This window comes from Paenibacillus sp. R-74696 (assembly GCF_055814915.1).
The window spans coordinates 380,047-399,301 of the sequence record NZ_JBPULM010000050.1 but is presented as its reverse complement, the minus strand read 5'-3'; the positions used below and the strand labels follow the sequence as shown (position 1 = coordinate 399,301).

Genomic DNA, 19,255 nt, shown 5'->3' with positions numbered 1-19,255 from the left:
CGCTATGCATACACGCCTTAATATATGTGATTGGTCAGATGATTACTCATAGATCTTAACTTCGTTGTAGAAGGTGTCACGTTCAACTGGCACGCGTCCTGCACCTTTAATAAGCCAAATCAAATCCTCACGGGTAATGCCTTCTGGCGTAAGGGCGCCTGCGGCGTGGCTAATGCGCTCCTTCACAATTGTGCCGTGAGCATCGGAAGCTCCCATCGTCAGGGCGACCTGAGTCAGCTGTGTGCCAATATTAATGAAATAAGCTTTAATATGCTGGAAGTTATCGAGCATGAGACGGCTGATCGCGATCGTTTTCAAATCCTCGAAAGCGGAGTTGCGGCGTCTAATGCCCGCTTTAGGATTTATCGGCTGCATCGACAAAGGAATGAAGACCAAGAAGCCATTTGTTTCATCCTGCAGCTCACGAATTTGAATCATATGTCTTACGCGATCCTCTTTGCTCTCAATGGAGCCGTACAGCATCGTTGTATGTGTTTTTAGGCCAAGGTTATGCGCCGTGCGGTGAACATCAAGATATTGCGACACATCGGCTTTCGTTACGCGCATTTTTTTGCGGTATTGGTCCGACAAAATTTCGGCGCCGCCGCCGGTCAGTGATTTCAGCCCTGCATTCATCAGTTCCTGCAGCACTTCTTTGTACGTCAAACCACTAATCCGCGAGAAAAAATCAATTTCTGCTGCTGTATAAGCCTTCAGCGTGACATCTGGATATTGCTTATGCAAAGCTTTCAGGGAATCGACATAATATTGAAAAGGCACATGCTGGTTGTGGCCGCCAACAATATGGAATTCGCGTACGCCCGGATGAATATGCTGTTCGACGTATTCGATCATTTGCTCCCCAGTCAGCGTGTAGGAGCCAGGCTCGCCTTCATCTTTCCGGAAGTTGCAAAATGCGCAGTGCGCTTCACATACGTTCGTGAAATAAAGGCTCATATTTTCGATAAAATAAACCTTATTGCCATTTTTGCGCAAGTTCGCTTCGTTCGCGAGTTGGCCAATCGTCAGCAAATCGTCTGACTCATACAGAAATACGCCATCCTCGAGCGTCAGCCGTTGCCCGTTTCGAACCTTCTCAATAATTTCCTGCATACGCTTCTGTTCTGTAGGTACCGCGATAAACATATCGGCATCCTCCTTCAATTTTTCCGAGTGGTGTTGCTATTAAAAAGACATAAAGGCCGGCGAATGCAATCGTCAGCTCAATCGGGTCAACCTCAGATAAGGACATCACTGTCGGTACTGATTGGGCTAATTGTGAAAAAAGTAACTTGCTGATCCGATTTGGTTTGAAATATAAGACCTTGAGATGACATTATTATAAACCTCTATGGTTGCAGCGGCAACTATTAAGTCATAGCTTTGCCATAAATGGAAGCGGGCAAAGCACTCTTGAGCTGTTTCATAAAGAGGAGTATACTATATGTATAAGCATGCATTAGAATCGTATTTTGCAGGGAGGTAATGAATGATGATTACAATCAGTGAATCGGCAACTGATAAAATAAAAGAAATGCTGGAAGCGGAGGGAACTCCGGAAATGTTCCTGCGCATCGGTGTGAAGGAAGGTGGCTGCAGCGGCTTTTCCTACAGTATGGGTTTTGATGATGAGCAGTCCGTGAATGATCAGGAAATGGATATGACGGGTCTGAGAGTCGTCGTTGATCAAAGCAGCCTGCGCTATCTGAACGGCCTGGAGATCGATTGGAAGGAATCCGCTATGGGCGGAGGGTTTACGATCGAGAATCCGAATGCGAGCGCAACATGCGGCTGTGGAAGCAGCTTCCGCACAGCGACAGACGCGGGCAAGCCTGCTGAAGCTGGCGAGTGCTAAGCCATTTTTGAACAGCTTCATTAATAATGAAGTAAACCATCTTATAGAGCCATAAACAGGGAGCAGCTAATCGGCTGCTCTTTTTTTATGAAAAATTCACTCTTACATTTAACGGTAGGCTGCGGGTCTGCCTTTGCCGAGAAGTTTCGCGAGCTGCTTTGCGTATTTGCGCAGAAAGCGATTATTTTGAAGCAGTTGAGGCACCCGCAAATTGTAGCCGACACTGATTATATAGAAGCAAATGGCACGGCGATTCCTTATGGAAATCCTGGGAAGCAGCTCATTTTTACTTCAAGCGGCTATTCGCCGTTGGAGTTTTATTCGGAAACGTCGCGGCAGGAGCCCGTATCTGATATTTATAGTCTAGCGGCTACACTCTATTCTATTTTTGCGGGGAAAGCGCCGCTTGATGTACGGCAGCGTCTGTTTGAAGATAATCTCGCCGCGGTAAGATCGTATAACCATCGCCGCATTAGCGCCCCTTTCGATAAGCTCATCCACTGGGGACTTGCGATGTCGCCAGAGAAAAGATGCCGTTCTCTCGGCTGGTTCGCCATGGCGCTCCGCTGGGAGAGCTTAATTACAGCTGGCAAGAAGCGGGATAGGCAGCTTTAGCTGGCAAAAAAAACATCGTTTCTTCTATTATAAGTAGCAAGTTCTGCCACGGCAGTTGTGAACATTTTTGTACAGATCGGAGCGAGTCATTTACCAAATAAGGACAATAAAGTATGATTGTCCATGCTGATATCCTTTTCAATGGATTTCTGGACAGGTCTACCTCTCCGATCTATTGTAAAGGATTTTTTATGCACAAAAGTAGTCTTGATAGAAAATGAGGAGGATTCAGAGTACATTAATTATCGTTCAGATGCAATAAAGGAGACTAGTGGAATGCGGCAGTTGAGCTAATTCCTGAAAATCTGACAGAGTATAAAGCGTTTGAAAAGCACGAGTTTGAACGGTTAAGTAAACAGGAGTTTGAATATTTATACAACTTGTATCAAAATATTGATGTTTCAATTGATAAGTTAATTCGTGGTATCTATGATCTTGGTATCAGCCATGTGTATACTGAAATTGAAGGCTATGGTGAAAGTAGTCTGAATTCATTGTGAGAAAATGTAAATATTACATAAAAAATTTGGCGGACACAGCAGCAGCTATTTTTACAGAATCAAGGGTTTTGGCACAGTCTTCGGACTCAGGAGTCGCTATTACGCTGCCAAAAGCCATTTTGAAGGGATATTGAGGGCAATAACGGATTTCCTGTCCGCCTGCTGTCTGAAATCACATCAAAAGCCAGAATAGCGGAACCTCAGTCCTCCAAAAAAGCAGGATTCCTCGCTCCCGAACTGCGTGTTCTTAGCTCTAGCCCCAGCTAACGCACCTTCGATCTCAGCAACAAATGCAAGCTGCTGCGGTCCCTTTAGCCATGAATCGTCAGATGAGATTGGCCTCGAATAAGTGCTAAGCAACCAGCAGCAGACCGTCTCCGGTTTGCATAAACATCCTAGAACAATAAAATCGAAATCAAAGGAGCATTTATGAAAACAGTAAAAGAGTTTTACGATGAACAAATTGCTGAAATAGCTTGGTTTAGCAAGTGTGGGGAAGAGACGGGGCTTACCCTCCATTATGATTTTTCTTTTGTGAATAGCTGGAGAGAGGCAGAGAAGAGCCTCAACACGAGATGGGATAACTTCAAATTAGAAATTAGAAACGGTCTAACCGTATCTCTGCATAAGAAATATCTTGAAGCCTACAGACAGTGGAATCCCATAACGATTGAAGCAAAAAAGCTTTTGAAAAATGGAGTCTTGAATGATATCTCATTGTTCGCAAAAAATAATCATCTAAACGAATCGGTATATGAAAATGTGGAGTGGGACCTGCTGACGGCTATGATGGAACATGCCTATAGCCCTTATATCGAACCTGGATTTTATACGGAACTGTTAAAAGTATATCAATCTGGACATATCCCATGCGGCTGGAAAGGAAAATGGCCAGAAGGCCAGTTATTCGTATATTAGTATATTAGTATTTTGGCATTTTATTATTATATTAGATTATAGAAAGCATGCTATATATTGATAACAATGAGCTCATTCGGTTTAAAATTCGTAACGATGCAGCGTTCATCCTCATAAATGGCAACCCCGCTCCAGAGATCGTACGGGTACAGCCTCCAGTCGCCCTCTCCAAACGAGGTGACGTAGCAGATAAGCTCGCCGGTGAGCATGTCGAAGCGTCCTAGGTTAAAGGTTTGATCAGCCGTTTGGCATACAGCTAGGAATTCAGCTTCGCTGCGAATATGGCAAGCCTGCATACGGGTCAGCTGTCTGGACCAAAGCTTTTTCTTCGGAGCAAGCTCCACCAACTGGAGCTTATGATCCGTATTTCCGTCATAGAACAATGCTTGTCCTGCTAAAAAAGCTTGCTGCGGCCGCGAACCGGCCTTTTTCTTCATTTTCCATTCGAGCTCATTGCTGGCCAAATTGAAGGCGATGATCTCGCCAGCATAGCTGCTGGAAACCATCAGCTGCCCGTGAAAATGCGGAGTCGCAGCGATCGCCCAGCCGCCCGCATATTTAAACTCATGAGCGATGTCCCATTTGTTTGGGACAATCTCAATAATTTTAGAGCTTCCGGTAGCTGCGAAGTATCTGCCTTGATGCTTTTGAATAGCAGAGTCCAGCCACTTAACCCGATGTTTTCGTTTAGACAGCGTTTTGCCAGTCAAGGGGTCAATCGTTTGGATCTCCGTACCGCGGCAGCAGAAAAGCGTTCCATCAATCAAAGACAGGTTATTGCTGCTAAGATCTTTAAAAGCTTTGGACCAACGAACAGCACCGGTTTCCCGATCAAGCGAGCTCCAGCTGTAGCGGGAAGCGATAATGATGCTATTTTCAAACAGAAGCGGGGTTGCGTTGATTTCGTCACATAATGCCGCATGATTCGGCAGCGTATAACGCCAGACGATTTCACCAGTCAGCCTATTTACAGCGGCAAGCTCGCCAGCAAGCACTTGTGGTGTTTGCGGCTTATTTTTGTTCAATGCGATATAAACGATGTCTCCCTCTACCGTAAAATAAGACGGCTCACAAAAGGCATCTTTATCTTCAACTAGCGAAATCTGAAGTACATTCATGCTCCGCGATCAGTCCTTTCCTGTCCCCATGGAATAGAAGGTGATATTATGAAGTACCCAATAATCGCCGCAGCTTCTCCTCCGTCCCGGATTCCTCCACTGGGGTATAGACGGTGCAACGCAGGTCTACGGTGCCGAGCACTTGAAAGGAGGTCAGCGCGAACAGCATTTTGCTTGTTTTGGAGTGGCGAAATTCGATCGTGACCTCCGGTGAGCGGCTGACCTGGCTGCGCTGCCATAATGCTTCAAATTCGGGATGCAGCCGCGACATTTCCTCAATAAAATGGTCATACCATTCATCGCCCATATATTGGCCGTAATAGGTGCGGAAGATCGCAAGGTAGCCTTCTACGAACGTTTCCCAATTGACGGCCAAGCTGCGCAGCTCCTTGCGGGTAAACAGGAGGCGAATCAGATTCCGCTCGGCATAGGGAATGGCTTTGAAATCGACGAATACATGCGCAGCAGCCTCGTTCCAGCCAACGATATGACAATGCCGGTCGGAAATAATGGTCGGGCAATAGCGCAGCTCCGTTAAGATCCGCTGCAAGGAAGGGCTAAGCTTAAGCTCCTCCTCTTCCAGCTTCAAGCCGCCCCCACCCGTCCCCGCATGATGGCCAAACGCCAGTCCAAAAATATAGTCGCGTTCATCCGCTGTCAGCAGCAGCGCACCTGCAATCGACTCCAGCACTTGGGAGGACACATGAATGTCCCGTCCCTGCTCCAGCCACGTATACCAGGTTGCGCTGACGTTCGCCAGCTGCGCTACCTCCTCCCTGCGGAGTCCCGGCGTACGCCGCCGAATGCCGGCCGGCAAGCCTACCGCCTGCGGCTTAATTCCAGCACGCTTCGCCTTCAGAAAAGACGCCAGCGCTTCCAGCCGAATACGATCAGACAAAACTCTCAAACCCTTTCCAACACGCTGTTATTTATTATTGTAGTATAGCTAATACTAGGATAAACGACAACTTGTAATAGGATAATTCGTTTGCCATAATACAATTAATCGAGATAAGCAGTTTAATCCTGGAAAGCGGGGAACAAATGATGAACAGAGTTGTTGTGACGGGACTTGGTGTCGTATCGCCATTAGGAATAGGGGTAGAGACGTTTTGGGAAGGAATGCTTGCGGGGAAATCGGGAATTGGCCCTATAGATACATTTGATGCAGCGAACCATAAGACGCATTTCGCCGGTCTGGTGCGGGATTTTAATCCGGAGGAGCGGTTTGGGAGAAAGGAAGCCCGCAAAATGGACCGCTTCACCCAGTTCGGCCTCGCGGCAGCGGAAGAGGCGCTTGCCGATTCGGGCTTGCAACTGGAGCAGTTGGACCGCGAGCGGCTGGCGGTATATGTCGGCTCTGGCATAGGCGGTCTGCAGACGCTGCAGGATAACGAAGGGCAGCTGCGCCAGCGTGGGCCAGGTCGGGTCAGTCCGCTGCTCGTGCCCATGATGATTGCCAATATGGCAGCTGCGCAAATCAGCATCAGGCTCGGCTCGCTCGGCCCGACGCTTGCGCCCGTTACGGCCTGCTCCGTGGGCAATACCGCCATTGGTGAAGCATTCCGCCTCATTCGCGGCGGCTGGGCGGACGTCGTGTTTGCCGGAGGCTCAGAGGCAGCCGTAACGGATATTGCGCTCGCAGGCTTTGGCAATGCGACTGCAATATCTACCCGCAACGAGGAGCCGCAGCGGGCAAGCCGTCCTTTTGACAGCGGCCGGGATGGCTTCGTCATGTCGGAGGGAGCGGGCATTATGGTGCTGGAATCGCTTGAGCACGCGCAAAGCAGAGGAGCACGCATTTATGCAGAGGTCGTAGGCTATGGAGCGACCTCGGATGCGTATCATATCGTAGCGACGCCGCCTGACGGAGATGGCGCATACCGGGCGATGAAGCTTGCGCTGCAGGAAGCGGGACTAGCCCCTGCGGATGTGGATGTCATTAGCGCACATGCCACAAGCACCGAGGTTGGCGATTCCTCGGAGGCTTCGGCGATTCGCCGCTTGTTTGCAGCAGATGGCCAGCAGACGCCAGCTGTGACGGCGACGAAGTCGATGCTGGGCCATATGCTCGGCGCATCGGGAGGGGCACAGGCGATTGCCCTCGCCAAAGGCTTGCAGGAAGGCGTCATTACGCCGACGATCAACTACGAGCAGCCGGACCCGGCTTGCGGAGATTTGGACATCGTAGCGAATAAAGCTCGCCGCGCGAATATAAAGGTGGGCCTCACGAACTCCTTCGGCTTTGGCGGGCATAATGCGGTCATTGCGATGCGGAAATTTGAGGGGTAACCCTAAACAATTAGGAAGAGGAATAATTAGAGTTATCAGCTGCAGAGATACGTCTATCCGAGCCCCAAAATGATATTTTTTCCCCCCAATGAGCAGCGGCTGAATCGCCTGCTGCTCATTGGGGGCTCTTTGTATCTTCAGGCATTCATCCGCAAAAATTGGGGGATAAGCACATTCAGCTCTTTAATAAAAGCTTCGCAAGCGAGCGATTGCTTCTTCTTGGCATGCAGCCAGTAAAAATCGACGGGATGCTCGACCTGAAGCGGGATCGGAACGATATGCCCGGTCATGACATAGGGGTCATTTTTCAAGGAAATATCCAAATAAAAGCCGATGCCCAGTCCCTCGCTGATGACCCGTTTAGAAACCTCGGAATGCTTGGAATGAAAAATTTCCCGGCTCGTGCCATACGCTTGAAGCTCCTCCTTCATACGCTCCGAGGTGCTGATAATCGAATGCTTCCCAATTTCCTCCATGGAAAGGCTCTCTTTGTAGGCCAAGGGCGACTTGCCCCCAACACATGCCATAATTTTGCAGGTTAAAAACTTCTCGGCGACCAGATTTTTAAAGGACATTTCCTCCGGCGTTCCAATAAGTCCCACATCCCAATCTCCGCTCAAAAGCCGCTCTTCTATTTCGCTCGGATGGCTTTCTGTAATTTCGAGCTCAACAAGCGGATATTTCTCCGAGTAATGGGTGAGCAGCTTGGGCAAAAAGCTGGTGCAAGCCCCGAAGGTCGCCCCGATGACAAGTCGTTCGTTAAGGAGCGAGCTGTTCAGCTTGGCTGTCTCTGTGAAGTTATCCCAGCGCAACAAAATATCCTCAGCCATCTGAATCAGGTTGTTGCCAACAGCAGTCGGCCGTGTTCCCGAGCGGGTGCGGGTAAAAATCGCCAGTCCGATCTCATTTTCCAAAGCGGCTATCGAGTTGCTGATGTTGGGCTGCGATAAGTGAAGCTTCTCCGCAGCCAGAGTGATGGAGCCGCTATGCGCTACCTCGACTAAATATCTCAATTGTTCAATACGCATATCAGATCACCTCTTCTGTCATAAGCTCGGGTTATGGATACATTGTTTTTATATATTTTACATTGTAATTTGGAATGTGTAACATTTCAATTAATAAATCCTTGCAATCCAATCGGAAATTACAAAATTACGATAAGGCTTAAAACTGTTAACAGGAAAACGCAAGACTGGCAGCCATACAGCAGCATGACATTCATTAGAGAGGTTGTGAAAAATAGTTATGGGAGACAAACTCGCTCCTTTTCGTTTTGCCAAAAGAGTGCCACAGCAGTCGCCGATGGGGGCGGCACAAGCGTCCAATCGAACCGATGTCGTTCCGCTATCCTACGGCTCTCCGGCATCGGCATCATTTCCCTATAATGCGCTTCAGCAGGCGGCATCCGATGCCATTCTGACGCAAGGCCACGCAGCGCTGCAATATTCGGGTGCGGATGGTCCGGCTGTCGTTCGACAATGGATTGCCGAGCGCTCCGCCCTGCGGGGAATCCACGCCGCTCCGCAGGAGGTGCTCGTCACCTACGGGTCAGGGCAGGCAATCGATTTTGCTTGCCGCGCGATTCTGGAGCCGGGGGATCACGTCTGGGTAGAAGCCCCGACCTTCTTCGGCGCTCTGAATACATTTCGCACCAGTGAAGCGGTGCTCGCCTCGTTTCCTATAGATGAGCAGGGCCTCAGAGTCGATTTGGTGGAGGAAGCGCTTGAGCAGGCGGCTCGAGAAAATTTACCGCTGCCGAAGCTGCTGTACTGCATTCCGAATTATCATAATCCGGGCGGAATCAGCTTATCCGTTGCCCGTCGCAAGCGGCTTGCCGAGCTGGCACTGGCCTATGATTTTTTCATTCTGGAGGATGATGCCTACTCGGAGCTGAATTTTGGAGCTGCCTATTTGCCTGCTATATATAGCTTTGCCCCGCAAAGAACGATTTACTTAGGTACGTTCTCTAAGACGATAGCTCCAAGCATTCGGTTGGGCTGGGCGATCGCGTCGCAGGACACCGCAGGCAAGCTGGGCTCCTTCTTTCACGGAAGCCGGGCCAGCGCATTTACCCAGCAGATTATCGGGAATTTATTAATCAGCTACTCGCTCGAAACGCATATCGGGCAGCTCATTAGCCGATACCGGGAGCAGCGTGACAGCATGCTGAAAGCACTGGACAAGCATTTAAAAGGAGCAGTGGAATATGCGATTCCCGAGGGCGGATTTTTCGTCTGGCTTTGCTTTAAGGAAGAGGTAGACACCGGGGAACTCGTAAAGTATGCCGCTGAGCGCGGAGTCAGCTTTATTGAGGGCCAGCAGTTTTATTTATCGCCGGAGGATGGGAAGCGTTACGCCAGATTATCCTTCAGCTACTGCGAGGCGGAGGCGCTTGAGCTCGGCATTATCCGGTTAGCCGAAGCGTATGAGGACTACCTAGTCGCTCAAACCAACCCATCCGTTTAAAAAGTTTGAAAATAACCAAAGCTGGCGTTTCCGCCACAAATTCAGGAGGACTTATCAATGAGAGCAAAATGGACAGCTAGAATGAACTATTTAATATTTGCAGCTATGGTGCTGCTGCTTGCGGCATGCGGCAGCCAGCAGCAGGAAGCGGCAGCGACGAATGCGGCGGCATCCGCAGAGGTATCGGCAGCGCCTGCAAGTGCGGAGCCTGCTTCATCCTCTGCGGCGACGGAGCCAGATGCAGATAAATACAAAGGAGTTGTCGTCCACCTTGAGGGCAGCCAGGTCGGCCCTATGATTATTGGTAAAGAAAAGGGGTGGTTCGCGGAGGAGCTTGGCAAATATGGCGCAACCGTCGAATTCCAGACGCTGGCAAGCGCATCCCAATACAATGAGGCATTGGCGGCAGGCCGGCTGGATATTGTTCGTACAGGCTATATTGGTACGATTACTGCTCAAGCAGCCGACATTGCTTTCAAATCTCTTGCCGAAGGCAGCAGCGGGGCTCCTGATGCCATTCTGGTTCCGCAGGCAAGCGGCATTCAATCGATAAAAGATTTGAAGGGCAAAACGATTGCCGTTGCAAAAGGCAGCAGCTCATGGGGCCTGCTCCAGCATGCGCTCAAGAAAGAAGGCATTTCGCAGGGCGATGTCAAGCTGGTTAACCTTCAGCCTGCTGATGCACAGGCGGCGTACCAAGGCGGGCAGGTTGACGCTTGGGTTATTTTTGAACCGTATCGGAGTCAGGAAACGAGCAGCGGCTCATCCCGAATCGTAGCCGAGTCGTCCACAATCGGCTTGTTTACCCCGGGCTATGTCATTTCCCGCACAGAATTCGCGGACCAATATCCTGAGCTTGTAGAGGCGTTTCTCAAAGCCTACCAAAAATCAATCGATTGGCAAAAAGCGAATTTGGATGAGGCGGTCGCCCTGAACGCCAAAATCAAAAATGTGAGCGAGGATACGATTCGGGCATCCATGGCGAATCCAAGCTCTGAGCCGACAAATCTTCCGATTTCGGAGGAAGCGACGAAATTTCAGCAGGAAACCGCCGACCTCATGTTCGAGCTGGGCGAAATCAAAACGAAGGTTGATGTATCCAAAGTCATTGATAACACCTTCATTACGAAAACATTGGCAGATATAAAAGCAGCAGCAAATAAATAATGCAGGATGGAAGTGGCAATGACATGTTGCAATTGAACGAACAATTGAACGAACAAATGAACCTGGGCGCCTTTGTATTTACTTTCGGCCATCACTTTGCGGCATGGCGCCATCCGGGTACGGATACGAACGAAATCATCAGTATGGATTTTTACAAGGAGTTGGCGGCAAGCGCGGAACGGGGCAAGCTGGATATGCTGTTTTTGGCGGATTCAGGCTCAATCCCGCTGAGCGATGCGGAGTCGAGCGCCCGCTTCGTCTACCCGGAAGCGACTGCTGTGCTTGGCGCGCTTGCTGCGATCACGGATAAAATCGGCATCGCGGCAACTGTATCGACGACCTTCAATGATCCTTACAATGTCGCACGTCGGTTTTCGACGCTGGATCATCTCAGCAAAGGGCGCGCTGCCTGGAATGTGGTCACCTCGACCAAGGAGGGCGACGCGCTGAATTACAGCATGGAGAAGCTGCCGGAGCACGGCAGCAGGTATGAAAGAGCGCGGGAATTTCTAGATGTAACGAATGCGCTATGGGACAGCTGGGAGGATGACGCCCTTCTATGGGACAAGAAAGCAGGCTTGTTTGCAGATAAGGAGAAGGTGCATCTGCTTGAGCACCGCGGCGAGTCCTTCTCGGTGCTGGGGCCGCTTAATATTCCAAGGTCCCCGCAAGGGCGCCCGGTCATTATTCAGGCAGGGACTTCTCCTGCAGGATCACGATTCGCAGCAAGCGGGGCGGATGTTATCTTTACAGCATGCGAGGATAAAGACGAAGCGATCCACTTTTATAAGCATGTGAAGGGGCTGCTCCCCGAATTCGGGAGAGAGGCAAGCGATGTGAAAATATTGCCCGGCCTGATGTATTTTGTAGGCGCGACCGAGGCCGAGGCAAAGGCGAAGGAGGAGGAGTTTTACGAGCTGATATTGCCATCAGCAGGCGTGACGTATTTATCGCGGATGCTGAATGTGGACTTATCTGGTTATTCCATTGATGAGCAGCTGCCAGACATCCCGCTTGAGGGCAACACTAGCCGGGCGAAAATCATCGTGGAGACGGCGCGGAGAACGAAGCAGACGATTCGTGAGCTTGGCTTGCATTTTGCCGTAGCCCGTGGACATATGAAGGTGCGAGGCACGCCGGAGCAGATTGCCGATGTCATGGAGGATTGGTTCCGCAGCGCGGCCTGCGACGGCTTCAATATAATGCCGCCGCTGCTGCCGGGGGGCATGGGCGAATTTGTCGATCAGGTCGTTCCCGTCCTGCAGCGCAGAGGCTTGTTCCGCACGGAATACACGGGAAATACGCTGCGGGACCATCTGGGGCTCCGCCGTCCAATCAGCCAATTCGCAGTGGGCCTCGAGACGGTGAAGGAGGGATAGCTGAAAATGAGCGATACGCCAAAACAATTAAAGCTGGGCTTATTTATTCAAAGCACGGGGCATCACGCTGCCGCATGGAGGCACCCCGAGACAGCGACGCACCAAAGCCACAGCGTTCGTTATTATCAACAGCTCGCCAAGACGGCAGAGCGAGGGAAGTTTGATCTGCTGTTTTTGGCCGATGATCTTGCCGTTCCGCTGCCCTACAAATCGGCCTTAACCGATCGCTACGGCAAGCTGGAGCCGCTGACGCTGCTGTCGAATCTGGCTGCCGTTACGGAGCATATCGGTCTGGCCGCTACCTTTTCGACTACCTTTAACGAGCCCTATCATGCTGCGCGCAAATTCGCCTCCCTTGATCATATTAGCGATGGCAGGGCAGCCTGGAACGTCGTAACGTCGGCGCTGAATGATGAGGCCCACAATTTCGGCCAGGATGAACTTCTAGATCATGAGCTTCGTTATGAGCGGGCGGATGAATTTTTTCAGGTGGCGTCCGGTTTATGGGATAGCTGGGATGAGGATGCGGTGCAGGCGGATAAGGAGAGCGGCGAATATTTCGATCTGGATAAAGTGCATGTTCTGAACCATCAAGGGACATTTTTCTCCGTGCAGGGACCACTGAATGTAGCCCGTCCCGTACAAGGTCGTCCAGTCATTATTCAGGCAGGATCATCCGGGACCGGACAGCAGTTCGCAGCGAAAAATGCCGATGTCGTATTCACGGTGCAGAATAATTTGGACAGTGCAAAGAAATTTTACAAGCAAGTAAAAGAACTAGCGGAAGAGCATGGCCGCTCCCGCGACGACATTAAAATATTGCCCGGCTTGTTCCCCATTATCGGGGACACGCAAGAGGAAGCCGAAGCGAACTACGAGCAGCTTCAACAGCTGGTAGACCGCAAAATCGGCACCGCTTTGCTAGGCGGCGTATTTGATAATATTGATCTTTCGGGCTATGCCGACGACGAGCCGTTTCCAGAGCTGCAGGAGGCTGGCGGCACTCGAAGCCGTTTTCAGCTGGTGATGGAGACGGCTAGAAGAGAAGGCTTGACGGTGAGGGAAGTCTATTTGCGGTTTGCTTCGGCAAGGGGCCATCTTACCGTGATTGGAACGGCCGAGCAAATTGCCGACCAGATGGAACTCTGGCTGCGCGAAGGGGCTGCTGACGGCTTTAACATTATGCCGCCTTACATGCCTGGCGGTCTGGACATTTTTGTGGAGAAGGTTATCCCGGTGCTTCAGCGGCGCGGCTTGTTCCGCAGCGAATATGAAGGTGGCACCTTGCGCGAAAACTTGGGACTGTCCCGTCCTGCCAGCCGCTATGCTCAGGAAGAAAGCGGCGTGAACGCATGAGCGGCAGCGGCAAGCTGGAATTGATTGCAGTGGACAAAAGCTTCAGGGCGGAAAAGCAGAATCATGTGCTTGCTGACATTCATTTGAGCCTGAGTCCCGGCGAATTTGTTACGATCATCGGGCCGAGCGGCTGCGGCAAAAGCACATTGCTCAAAATTATCGCCGGACTCGATGCCGACTACGAGGGCTCTGTGCTGCTGGGTGGGGTGGATGCAGGCAAGCCGAGCCGCGACAAAGGGTTTATTTTTCAAGAGCATCGCCTTTTTCCGTGGCTTACGGTTGAGCGGAATATTGCCGCTAATCAATCGTTAAGAAATAAAGAGGTACGCGGGCAGGTGGATGCGATGATTAAGCTGGTGCGTTTAGAAGGTTTTGAGAAGGCGTATCCGAAGGAGCTGTCTGGCGGGATGTCCCAGCGGGTCGCTATTGCAAGGGCACTTATGCAAAGCCCGCAGGTGCTCCTGCTGGATGAGCCCTTCGGCGCGCTCGACGCCTTCACCCGCACGCATATGCAGGAAGCGCTGCTGGACATTTGGCGCAATAATCGGGCGACGATGCTGCTCGTCACTCATGATATCGACGAAGCGGTGTTTTTATCCGAAAGAATCGTCGTGATGGATGCTCGGCCAGGCCGAATCAAGCAGATTGTTCGCAATGATCTGCCCTATCCGCGCACGAGGCATAGCCCGGGCTTTCAAGAGCTGCGTTCCCAGGTCATGCGCGTGCTGGAGAAGCAGGAGGAGCCAGAGGAAAACTGGGTCATATAAAGCTAGAGGCATCGTGATACCAACATGAAGGAGATATTATGAAACAATTAGGAAAATGGTGGAAAGGGGCTGTTATCCCGGTCAGCGTGCTGCTTCTATGGCAGTGGGCATCCTGGTCAGGGGCGGCAGACCCTAAGCTTTTTCCGGCGCCAAGCTCAATCTTTGGGGATTTGTACACGATGCTCCTGTCAGGGGAATTGTTCTATCATATCCGCATTAGCGTCGTGCGCGCCGCGCTCGGCTTTTTACTGGGCGGGAGCTTGGGGCTGCTTATTGGCCTATTGGTTGGCATGTATGTAAAAGTCGAGGAATTAGTTGATCCTACCGTACAGATGCTGCGGACCGTGCCTTTGCTCTCGATTACCCCGCTGTTCATTTTGTGGTTTGGATTCGGCGAGCTGTCAAAGGTGCTGTTGATTGCAATGGGAGCGTTTTTCCCGCTGTACGTGAACACCTTTCTCGGTGTCAGGGGTGTCGATAAAAAGCTGTTCGACGTAGCGCGCGTGCTTGAGTTTAGCCGTTACAAGCAGGTGACGAAGCTGATGCTCCCTGCCGCCCTGCCCAACGTCTTGCTGGGCCTTCGCCTGTCGCTCAGCATCGCTTGGCTGTGCCTCGTTGTAGCTGAATTAATGGGAGCCGACAGCGGCGTCGGCTATCTGATTCAGGATGCCAGATCGTATGTGCGGACAGGCGCCGTGTTCGTTGGCATTTTCGTGTTCGCCGCTGTCGGCAAGCTGGCTGATTCAGCTGTACGCTTGCTGGAGCGCAGACTGCTGAAATGGCAGGATAACTACCGGGGATAATGTGAAAAAATAGCCCATCCCGCTCATTCGTCCCGCAAATCAGTTATAATAAAACGATAGCAACGCGGAATATACGGCCCTTCGGAGCTGGAGACGAAAAGGACGATGAGAGATGGGAAGAGAGCTGGTAATCGGGCTTGATCTGGGGACAACCAGCGTTAAAGCTTGTATTTTTGATAGACATGGCCATCTGGTCGCAGATGTTGAGAAAATGAACACCTTTCACTATCCGCAGCAGGGCTGGGTGGAGCAAAGCGCAGTGGAAATTGAGCGCTCAGCGGTGCTTGCTATCAGAGAAGCGATTGAGAAGGCGAAGGTGCAGGAAGGCGAGCTGCTGGCGCTTGGGTTTTCGGCGGCGATGCATGCGATTTTGACGCTGGACGCTGACGGGAAGCCGACTTCTCCGGCGATTATTTGGGCGGATGGAAGAAGCGCAGGCCAAGCAGAAGCGATGCTGGCAGCAAATGGGGAGCAGGTTTATAAGGCAACGGGAACGCCGATTCACCCGATGACGCCGCTCATGAAGCTGCTGTGGATGAAGGAAAATAACTACGAGCCTTATGAGCAGGCGAGCTATTTCATGTCGATTAAGGAATATTTGCTTTACAGCTGGTTTGGCCAGCGCAAAATCGATTATGCAATGGCCTCGGCAACCGGCTTGTTCAATCCGGCGAAGCTGGACTGGGAAGCAGAGCTGCTGGCGCTTACCGGCATTACAGCAGAGCAGCTGTCCGAAATCGTGCCGCCAACGGAAATTCTCTCTGGGCTGAACGCGGATATTGCTGTGCAAATGGGCATCCCAGCGGATCTGCCCTTCGCGATTGGCTCTGCGGATGGGCAGCTGTCTAACCTCGGCATTGGAGCGATTCTTCCCGGCGAGGTTGCCGTATCTGTTGGGACGAGCGGGGCGATCCGCCAGCTTACGCATCAGGCGAAGGTGAGCGATAGCCGTGAGACATTCTGCTACTCTTTTACGAAGGACACGTATATCGTGGGCGGCCCGACGAATAATGGCGGCATTGCGCTGCAATGGCTGAAGGATACACTGAATTATGAGGGCGGCTACGAGGCTTTTCTGGCTGAGGCTGAAAAGATTGCTCCCGGCGCGGACGGCCTGCTCTTCTTGCCGTATTTGAACGGCGAACGGGCACCGCTGTGGAACCAGCGGGCGAAGGGTAATTTCTACGGCTTAACGATGACCCATGAGCGGGGACACTTAATTCGCGCGGTGCTGGAGGGCGTAACGTTCAACCTTTATCAGATCGGCAAGGCGCTGGAGAAGCTCGCGGGCGCGCCGCAGAAAATGTATGTGAATGGCGGGCTGTCCCGCTCGCCGCTCTGGCTGCAAATGATGGCGGATATTTTCAATGCGGAAATATACGTCTCGGAAAACCATCACAGCGCTGCATGGGGCGCCGCTTGGACCGCTCTGGTAGCGGCGGGTCATGCGGCCTCCTTTGAGGAAATTAAGCAGCATATTCCGATGGACAAGCCCGTTGTTCCGAACCCGGAGACGAGCAAACGCTACAAAGAAATTTATGCTCATTATGAAAAGCTGGCGAAAACGATGGCAGCCTTTTTCTAAAGGGCTGACTAAGCTAGGTTGGCCGCAGTTAACAAAAGCAAGCCCCGGCAGTTGTGAGTAGTCACCGCCAGGGCTTGCTTTTTTATTCAAATAGCAGGAAAGAATGAGCGGCTGCCAAGTGTTGGCGACGCTGTTTATGCTTTATTCAGCGAATAGCTGTAGGTGTAGCTTTTGCCATCGAGAGCGCTGCGATAAGAGAAGCTTAGTATGCCTTTGGACGTTTCGCCAGTGAAAGCCAGCTCATCGCCATGGTAAGGAATGTCGTTTGTTTCGGCATACTCTTGCTCGGCAGCGGACAGGAACTGCTTATACAAAAGCGTAGCGGTGCCCGTCTTCAAATCGACTAAAGTGAGCAGTCCTGTCTTGTTAGGCCGAATAATGAGGTAGCCTTGGCCCATGCCAAGCACGGCATACGATTCATCCTTGCCACCCAGCTTGGGAAGGTCATATTCCTCCAACGTAGCTCCGCTGCTGTCCAGCAGCGTTAATGTTTTGCCATCGGTCAGCAGCGGATTATTGTTCATCGCCACAATGTTAGGCTCATAGCGCTGATAATACTGCGCCGCAGCCTGCTTGACGAGCCTGCTATCTTTAATATAAGCGGCGTGGGAGCGGTATTGAATGCCGGGCTCCCCGTAGTTTATGAGAAGGGATACCATGAGGCCGTTTGTTCCGATCACTTTGGTAGAAATGCCCCAATAGCCGGTAAGCTCCGGATCTATTTGAAGCTTGCCAGCCAGCTTGGGAATATCAGATTTGCCCAGCGCTGTATAAAGACTGCCGGTAGCCGGATCGATCCATGCTGTGCCTGTCTGCATGCTGCCGCCCGTTTGATAAATGATTTTTTGGTTAATCCCTACTGTATTGTCGGCCTGCTTCCAAGTCACGCTTGCTCCAATGGATTCGGAGAAAAAGCGCAGCGGTACGTATACACGGCCCTTAATCACTTGAAGAGGGGTGTTCAGCTTGATCTTCTTGCCGTTGTTGATCGCCTCTGTGGAGCCGACCTTTAACGTAACGAGATGTCCCGGATAGCTCATGGTGACGGTTTTGGCTGCTGCGTTCCATGCGACCATCGCTCCGAGCAGCTCGCCAACCTCGCGAAGCGGCATATACACCGAATTTTGAGATATAAAAGGGGCCGATTCGGTCAAATGCGAATTGCCGTTAATCTTAAGCGTTATTTTCTTGGCGGCTGGTGCAGCTGCTGCCGCTGTTATGTAATTGCTGCTGTTCACTGGAAGCGCTGCTGATGCAAGAGGCGCCCCTATTAACGAAGCTGCAAGACTGATTGCTGGAATGATTGTAAAGGCAGTGCGAAAACGTTTCATCCGTATTCCTCCTGTTAAGGCTGCTGCTATTGCCATGCCTTCTAAGCTTATTCTAAAATTAAAGACGCAGCTACACTACAAATAGTTACAATTTTGGCTGAATAAATTTCGATGTCGAGGGTGATGAAGGAATTAACGCCTTCCAAGTGGAATTCATGTATAATTGCTTTGAAGCAATGGCTACCAATAGTATAAAAAGTTATTTCGGAGGTATCGCATATGACGGAAGTGGCTTTATGGCCAGATTCAGCTTATGAAAATGTGGAAGGTGAGCGCCCGTATTTAGTGCCTCATCTCATCAAGTCGGACAAGCCTCTAGCGGCAGTTATCGTGCTCCCAGGCGGCGGTTACCGCTATCGCGCCGACCATGAGGGCGAGCCGATTGCCAAGTGGTTGAATGATTTGGGCTTGCATGCATTTGTTCTTCATTACCGTGTAGCTCCGCATAAGCATCCTATTCCGCTTGGCGACGCGAAGCGCGCCATGCGGATTGTCAGAAGCCGGGCAGCTGAATTCGGCATTGATCCCGCGCGTATTGGCATACTCGGCTTTTCGGCTGGCGGTCATTTGGCTTCCACAGTCGGCACGCATTTTGATGCCGGAGACAGCAGCAGCCCTGATCCGATCGAACGTGCAAGCAGCCGTCCGGATGCGATGGTTCTGTGTTATCCGGTTATTTCGTTTGGAGAGTTCCGTCACGATGGCTCACTGGTCCATTTGCTTGGTGAGGATGCGCCTGAGGAGCTTCGCAGGGAGCTGTCGAACGAGCTGCAAGTTACGGAGCAAACACCGCCGACCTTCCTCTGGCATTGCGCAGATGACGGTGCAGTTCCGGTCCAGAACAGCTTAATGTTTGCAGCAGCGCTGGCGAGCAAGGGAGTGCCGTACGAAATGCACATTTATGAGAGCGGCGGACATGGCATGGGTCTTGCTTATGACCATCCTGAAGCGCATACCTGGAGCTTATGCTGCGGCAATTGGCTGAAAAAACGCGGCTTTACGGAAGAAGCAGACGTACAATAACACTAGCTTCAATGGCGAACAGCAGGAGTACAGCAGCAGGGCGTAGGAGCGAATAAACCGTTCATTCTAATGTCTGG

Annotated in this window: 17 protein-coding genes; 12 read left to right on the top strand and 5 right to left on the bottom strand. The window is 51.2% G+C overall.

What is annotated here, in order from left to right:
- Window positions 1-42: 42 nt before the first annotated feature.
- Window positions 43-1,146, bottom strand: coding sequence for an aminofutalosine synthase MqnE (gene mqnE / locus ACSR9A_RS30260; RefSeq protein ID WP_473762217.1), 1,104 nt, complete (start codon window positions 1,144-1,146; stop codon window positions 43-45).
- 346 nt (window positions 1,147-1,492) lie between these two features.
- On the opposite strand from mqnE, the gene ACSR9A_RS30255 reads away from it, so the two are divergent.
- From ACSR9A_RS30255 to ACSR9A_RS30245, 3 genes are all read left to right on the top strand, one after another.
- Entirely contained in the window at window positions 1,493-1,855 is a 363-nt protein-coding gene (locus ACSR9A_RS30255) for a HesB/IscA family protein (protein ID WP_341282890.1), read from the top strand.
- An 87-nt stretch (window positions 1,856-1,942) separates the two neighbouring features.
- Entirely contained in the window at window positions 1,943-2,470 is a 528-nt protein-coding gene (locus tag ACSR9A_RS30250; protein WP_473762215.1) for a hypothetical protein, read from the top strand.
- A 929-nt stretch (window positions 2,471-3,399) separates the two neighbouring features.
- Window positions 3,400-3,888 carry a hypothetical protein gene (locus ACSR9A_RS30245; protein ID WP_473762213.1) on the top strand — a complete coding sequence of 163 codons (489 nt, stop codon included), beginning with the start codon at window positions 3,400-3,402 and terminating at the stop codon, window positions 3,886-3,888.
- A 50-nt stretch (window positions 3,889-3,938) separates the two neighbouring features.
- On the opposite strand, the gene ACSR9A_RS30240 is transcribed toward ACSR9A_RS30245, so the two are convergent.
- Together ACSR9A_RS30240 and ACSR9A_RS30235 are read right to left on the bottom strand one after the other, a co-directional pair.
- Window positions 3,939-5,006: an outer membrane protein assembly factor BamB family protein gene (locus ACSR9A_RS30240; protein ID WP_473762210.1), complete on the bottom strand. Its 1,068-nt coding sequence runs from the start codon at window positions 5,004-5,006 to the stop codon at window positions 3,939-3,941.
- A 46-nt stretch (window positions 5,007-5,052) separates the two neighbouring features.
- A complete protein-coding gene (locus ACSR9A_RS30235; protein WP_473762208.1) occupies window positions 5,053-5,904 on the bottom strand; it encodes a helix-turn-helix transcriptional regulator in 852 nt (283 codons plus the stop codon).
- Window positions 5,905-6,053: 149 nt separating this feature from the next.
- On the opposite strand from ACSR9A_RS30235, the gene fabF reads away from it, so the two are divergent.
- A complete protein-coding gene (gene fabF, locus ACSR9A_RS30230) occupies window positions 6,054-7,298 on the top strand; it encodes a beta-ketoacyl-ACP synthase II (protein ID WP_473762383.1) in 1,245 nt (414 codons plus the stop codon).
- A gap of 137 nt (window positions 7,299-7,435) precedes the next feature.
- On the opposite strand, the gene ACSR9A_RS30225 is transcribed toward fabF, so the two are convergent.
- A complete protein-coding gene (locus tag ACSR9A_RS30225; protein WP_473762206.1) occupies window positions 7,436-8,326 on the bottom strand; it encodes a LysR family transcriptional regulator in 891 nt (296 codons plus the stop codon).
- A 220-nt stretch (window positions 8,327-8,546) separates the two neighbouring features.
- Here ACSR9A_RS30225 and ACSR9A_RS30220 point away from each other — a divergent pair, with 220 nt between their 5' ends.
- The 7 genes from ACSR9A_RS30220 (at window position 8,547) to ACSR9A_RS30190 (ending at window position 16,824) form a co-directional block, all read left to right on the top strand.
- A complete protein-coding gene (locus ACSR9A_RS30220; RefSeq protein WP_473762204.1) occupies window positions 8,547-9,767 on the top strand; it encodes an aminotransferase-like domain-containing protein in 1,221 nt (406 codons plus the stop codon).
- Between the two features lie 57 nt (window positions 9,768-9,824).
- Entirely contained in the window at window positions 9,825-10,934 is a 1,110-nt protein-coding gene (locus ACSR9A_RS30215; protein ID WP_473762202.1) for an aliphatic sulfonate ABC transporter substrate-binding protein, read from the top strand.
- A 23-nt stretch (window positions 10,935-10,957) separates the two neighbouring features.
- The gene (locus ACSR9A_RS30210; RefSeq protein WP_473762200.1) at window positions 10,958-12,313 is read left to right on the top strand and encodes an LLM class flavin-dependent oxidoreductase; all 1,356 of its coding nucleotides are present in this window, start codon (window positions 10,958-10,960) and stop codon (window positions 12,311-12,313) included.
- Between the two features lie 6 nt (window positions 12,314-12,319).
- On the top strand, window positions 12,320-13,669 hold the full coding sequence (locus ACSR9A_RS30205; RefSeq protein ID WP_473762198.1) for an LLM class flavin-dependent oxidoreductase: 1,350 nt from the start codon (window positions 12,320-12,322) through the stop codon (window positions 13,667-13,669).
- Window positions 13,666-14,436, top strand: coding sequence for an ABC transporter ATP-binding protein (locus tag ACSR9A_RS30200; protein ID WP_473762196.1), 771 nt, complete (start codon window positions 13,666-13,668; stop codon window positions 14,434-14,436). Before ACSR9A_RS30205 ends, ACSR9A_RS30200 begins: the two co-directional genes overlap by 4 nt.
- Window positions 14,437-14,474: 38 nt before the next feature.
- Entirely contained in the window at window positions 14,475-15,239 is a 765-nt protein-coding gene (locus tag ACSR9A_RS30195; RefSeq protein ID WP_046228617.1) for an ABC transporter permease, read from the top strand.
- A gap of 112 nt (window positions 15,240-15,351) precedes the next feature.
- The gene (locus ACSR9A_RS30190; RefSeq protein WP_473762194.1) at window positions 15,352-16,824 is read left to right on the top strand and encodes a gluconokinase; all 1,473 of its coding nucleotides are present in this window, start codon (window positions 15,352-15,354) and stop codon (window positions 16,822-16,824) included.
- A 134-nt stretch (window positions 16,825-16,958) separates the two neighbouring features.
- On the opposite strand, the gene ACSR9A_RS30185 is transcribed toward ACSR9A_RS30190, so the two are convergent.
- Window positions 16,959-18,155, bottom strand: coding sequence for a copper amine oxidase N-terminal domain-containing protein (locus tag ACSR9A_RS30185; RefSeq protein WP_473762192.1), 1,197 nt, complete (start codon window positions 18,153-18,155; stop codon window positions 16,959-16,961).
- Window positions 18,156-18,374: 219 nt separating this feature from the next.
- Between ACSR9A_RS30185 and ACSR9A_RS30180 the strand changes: the two genes are divergently transcribed.
- Window positions 18,375-19,178, top strand: a complete 804-nt coding sequence (locus ACSR9A_RS30180; RefSeq protein ID WP_473762190.1) for an alpha/beta hydrolase — start codon at window positions 18,375-18,377, stop codon at window positions 19,176-19,178.
- Window positions 19,179-19,255 lie beyond the last annotated feature (77 nt).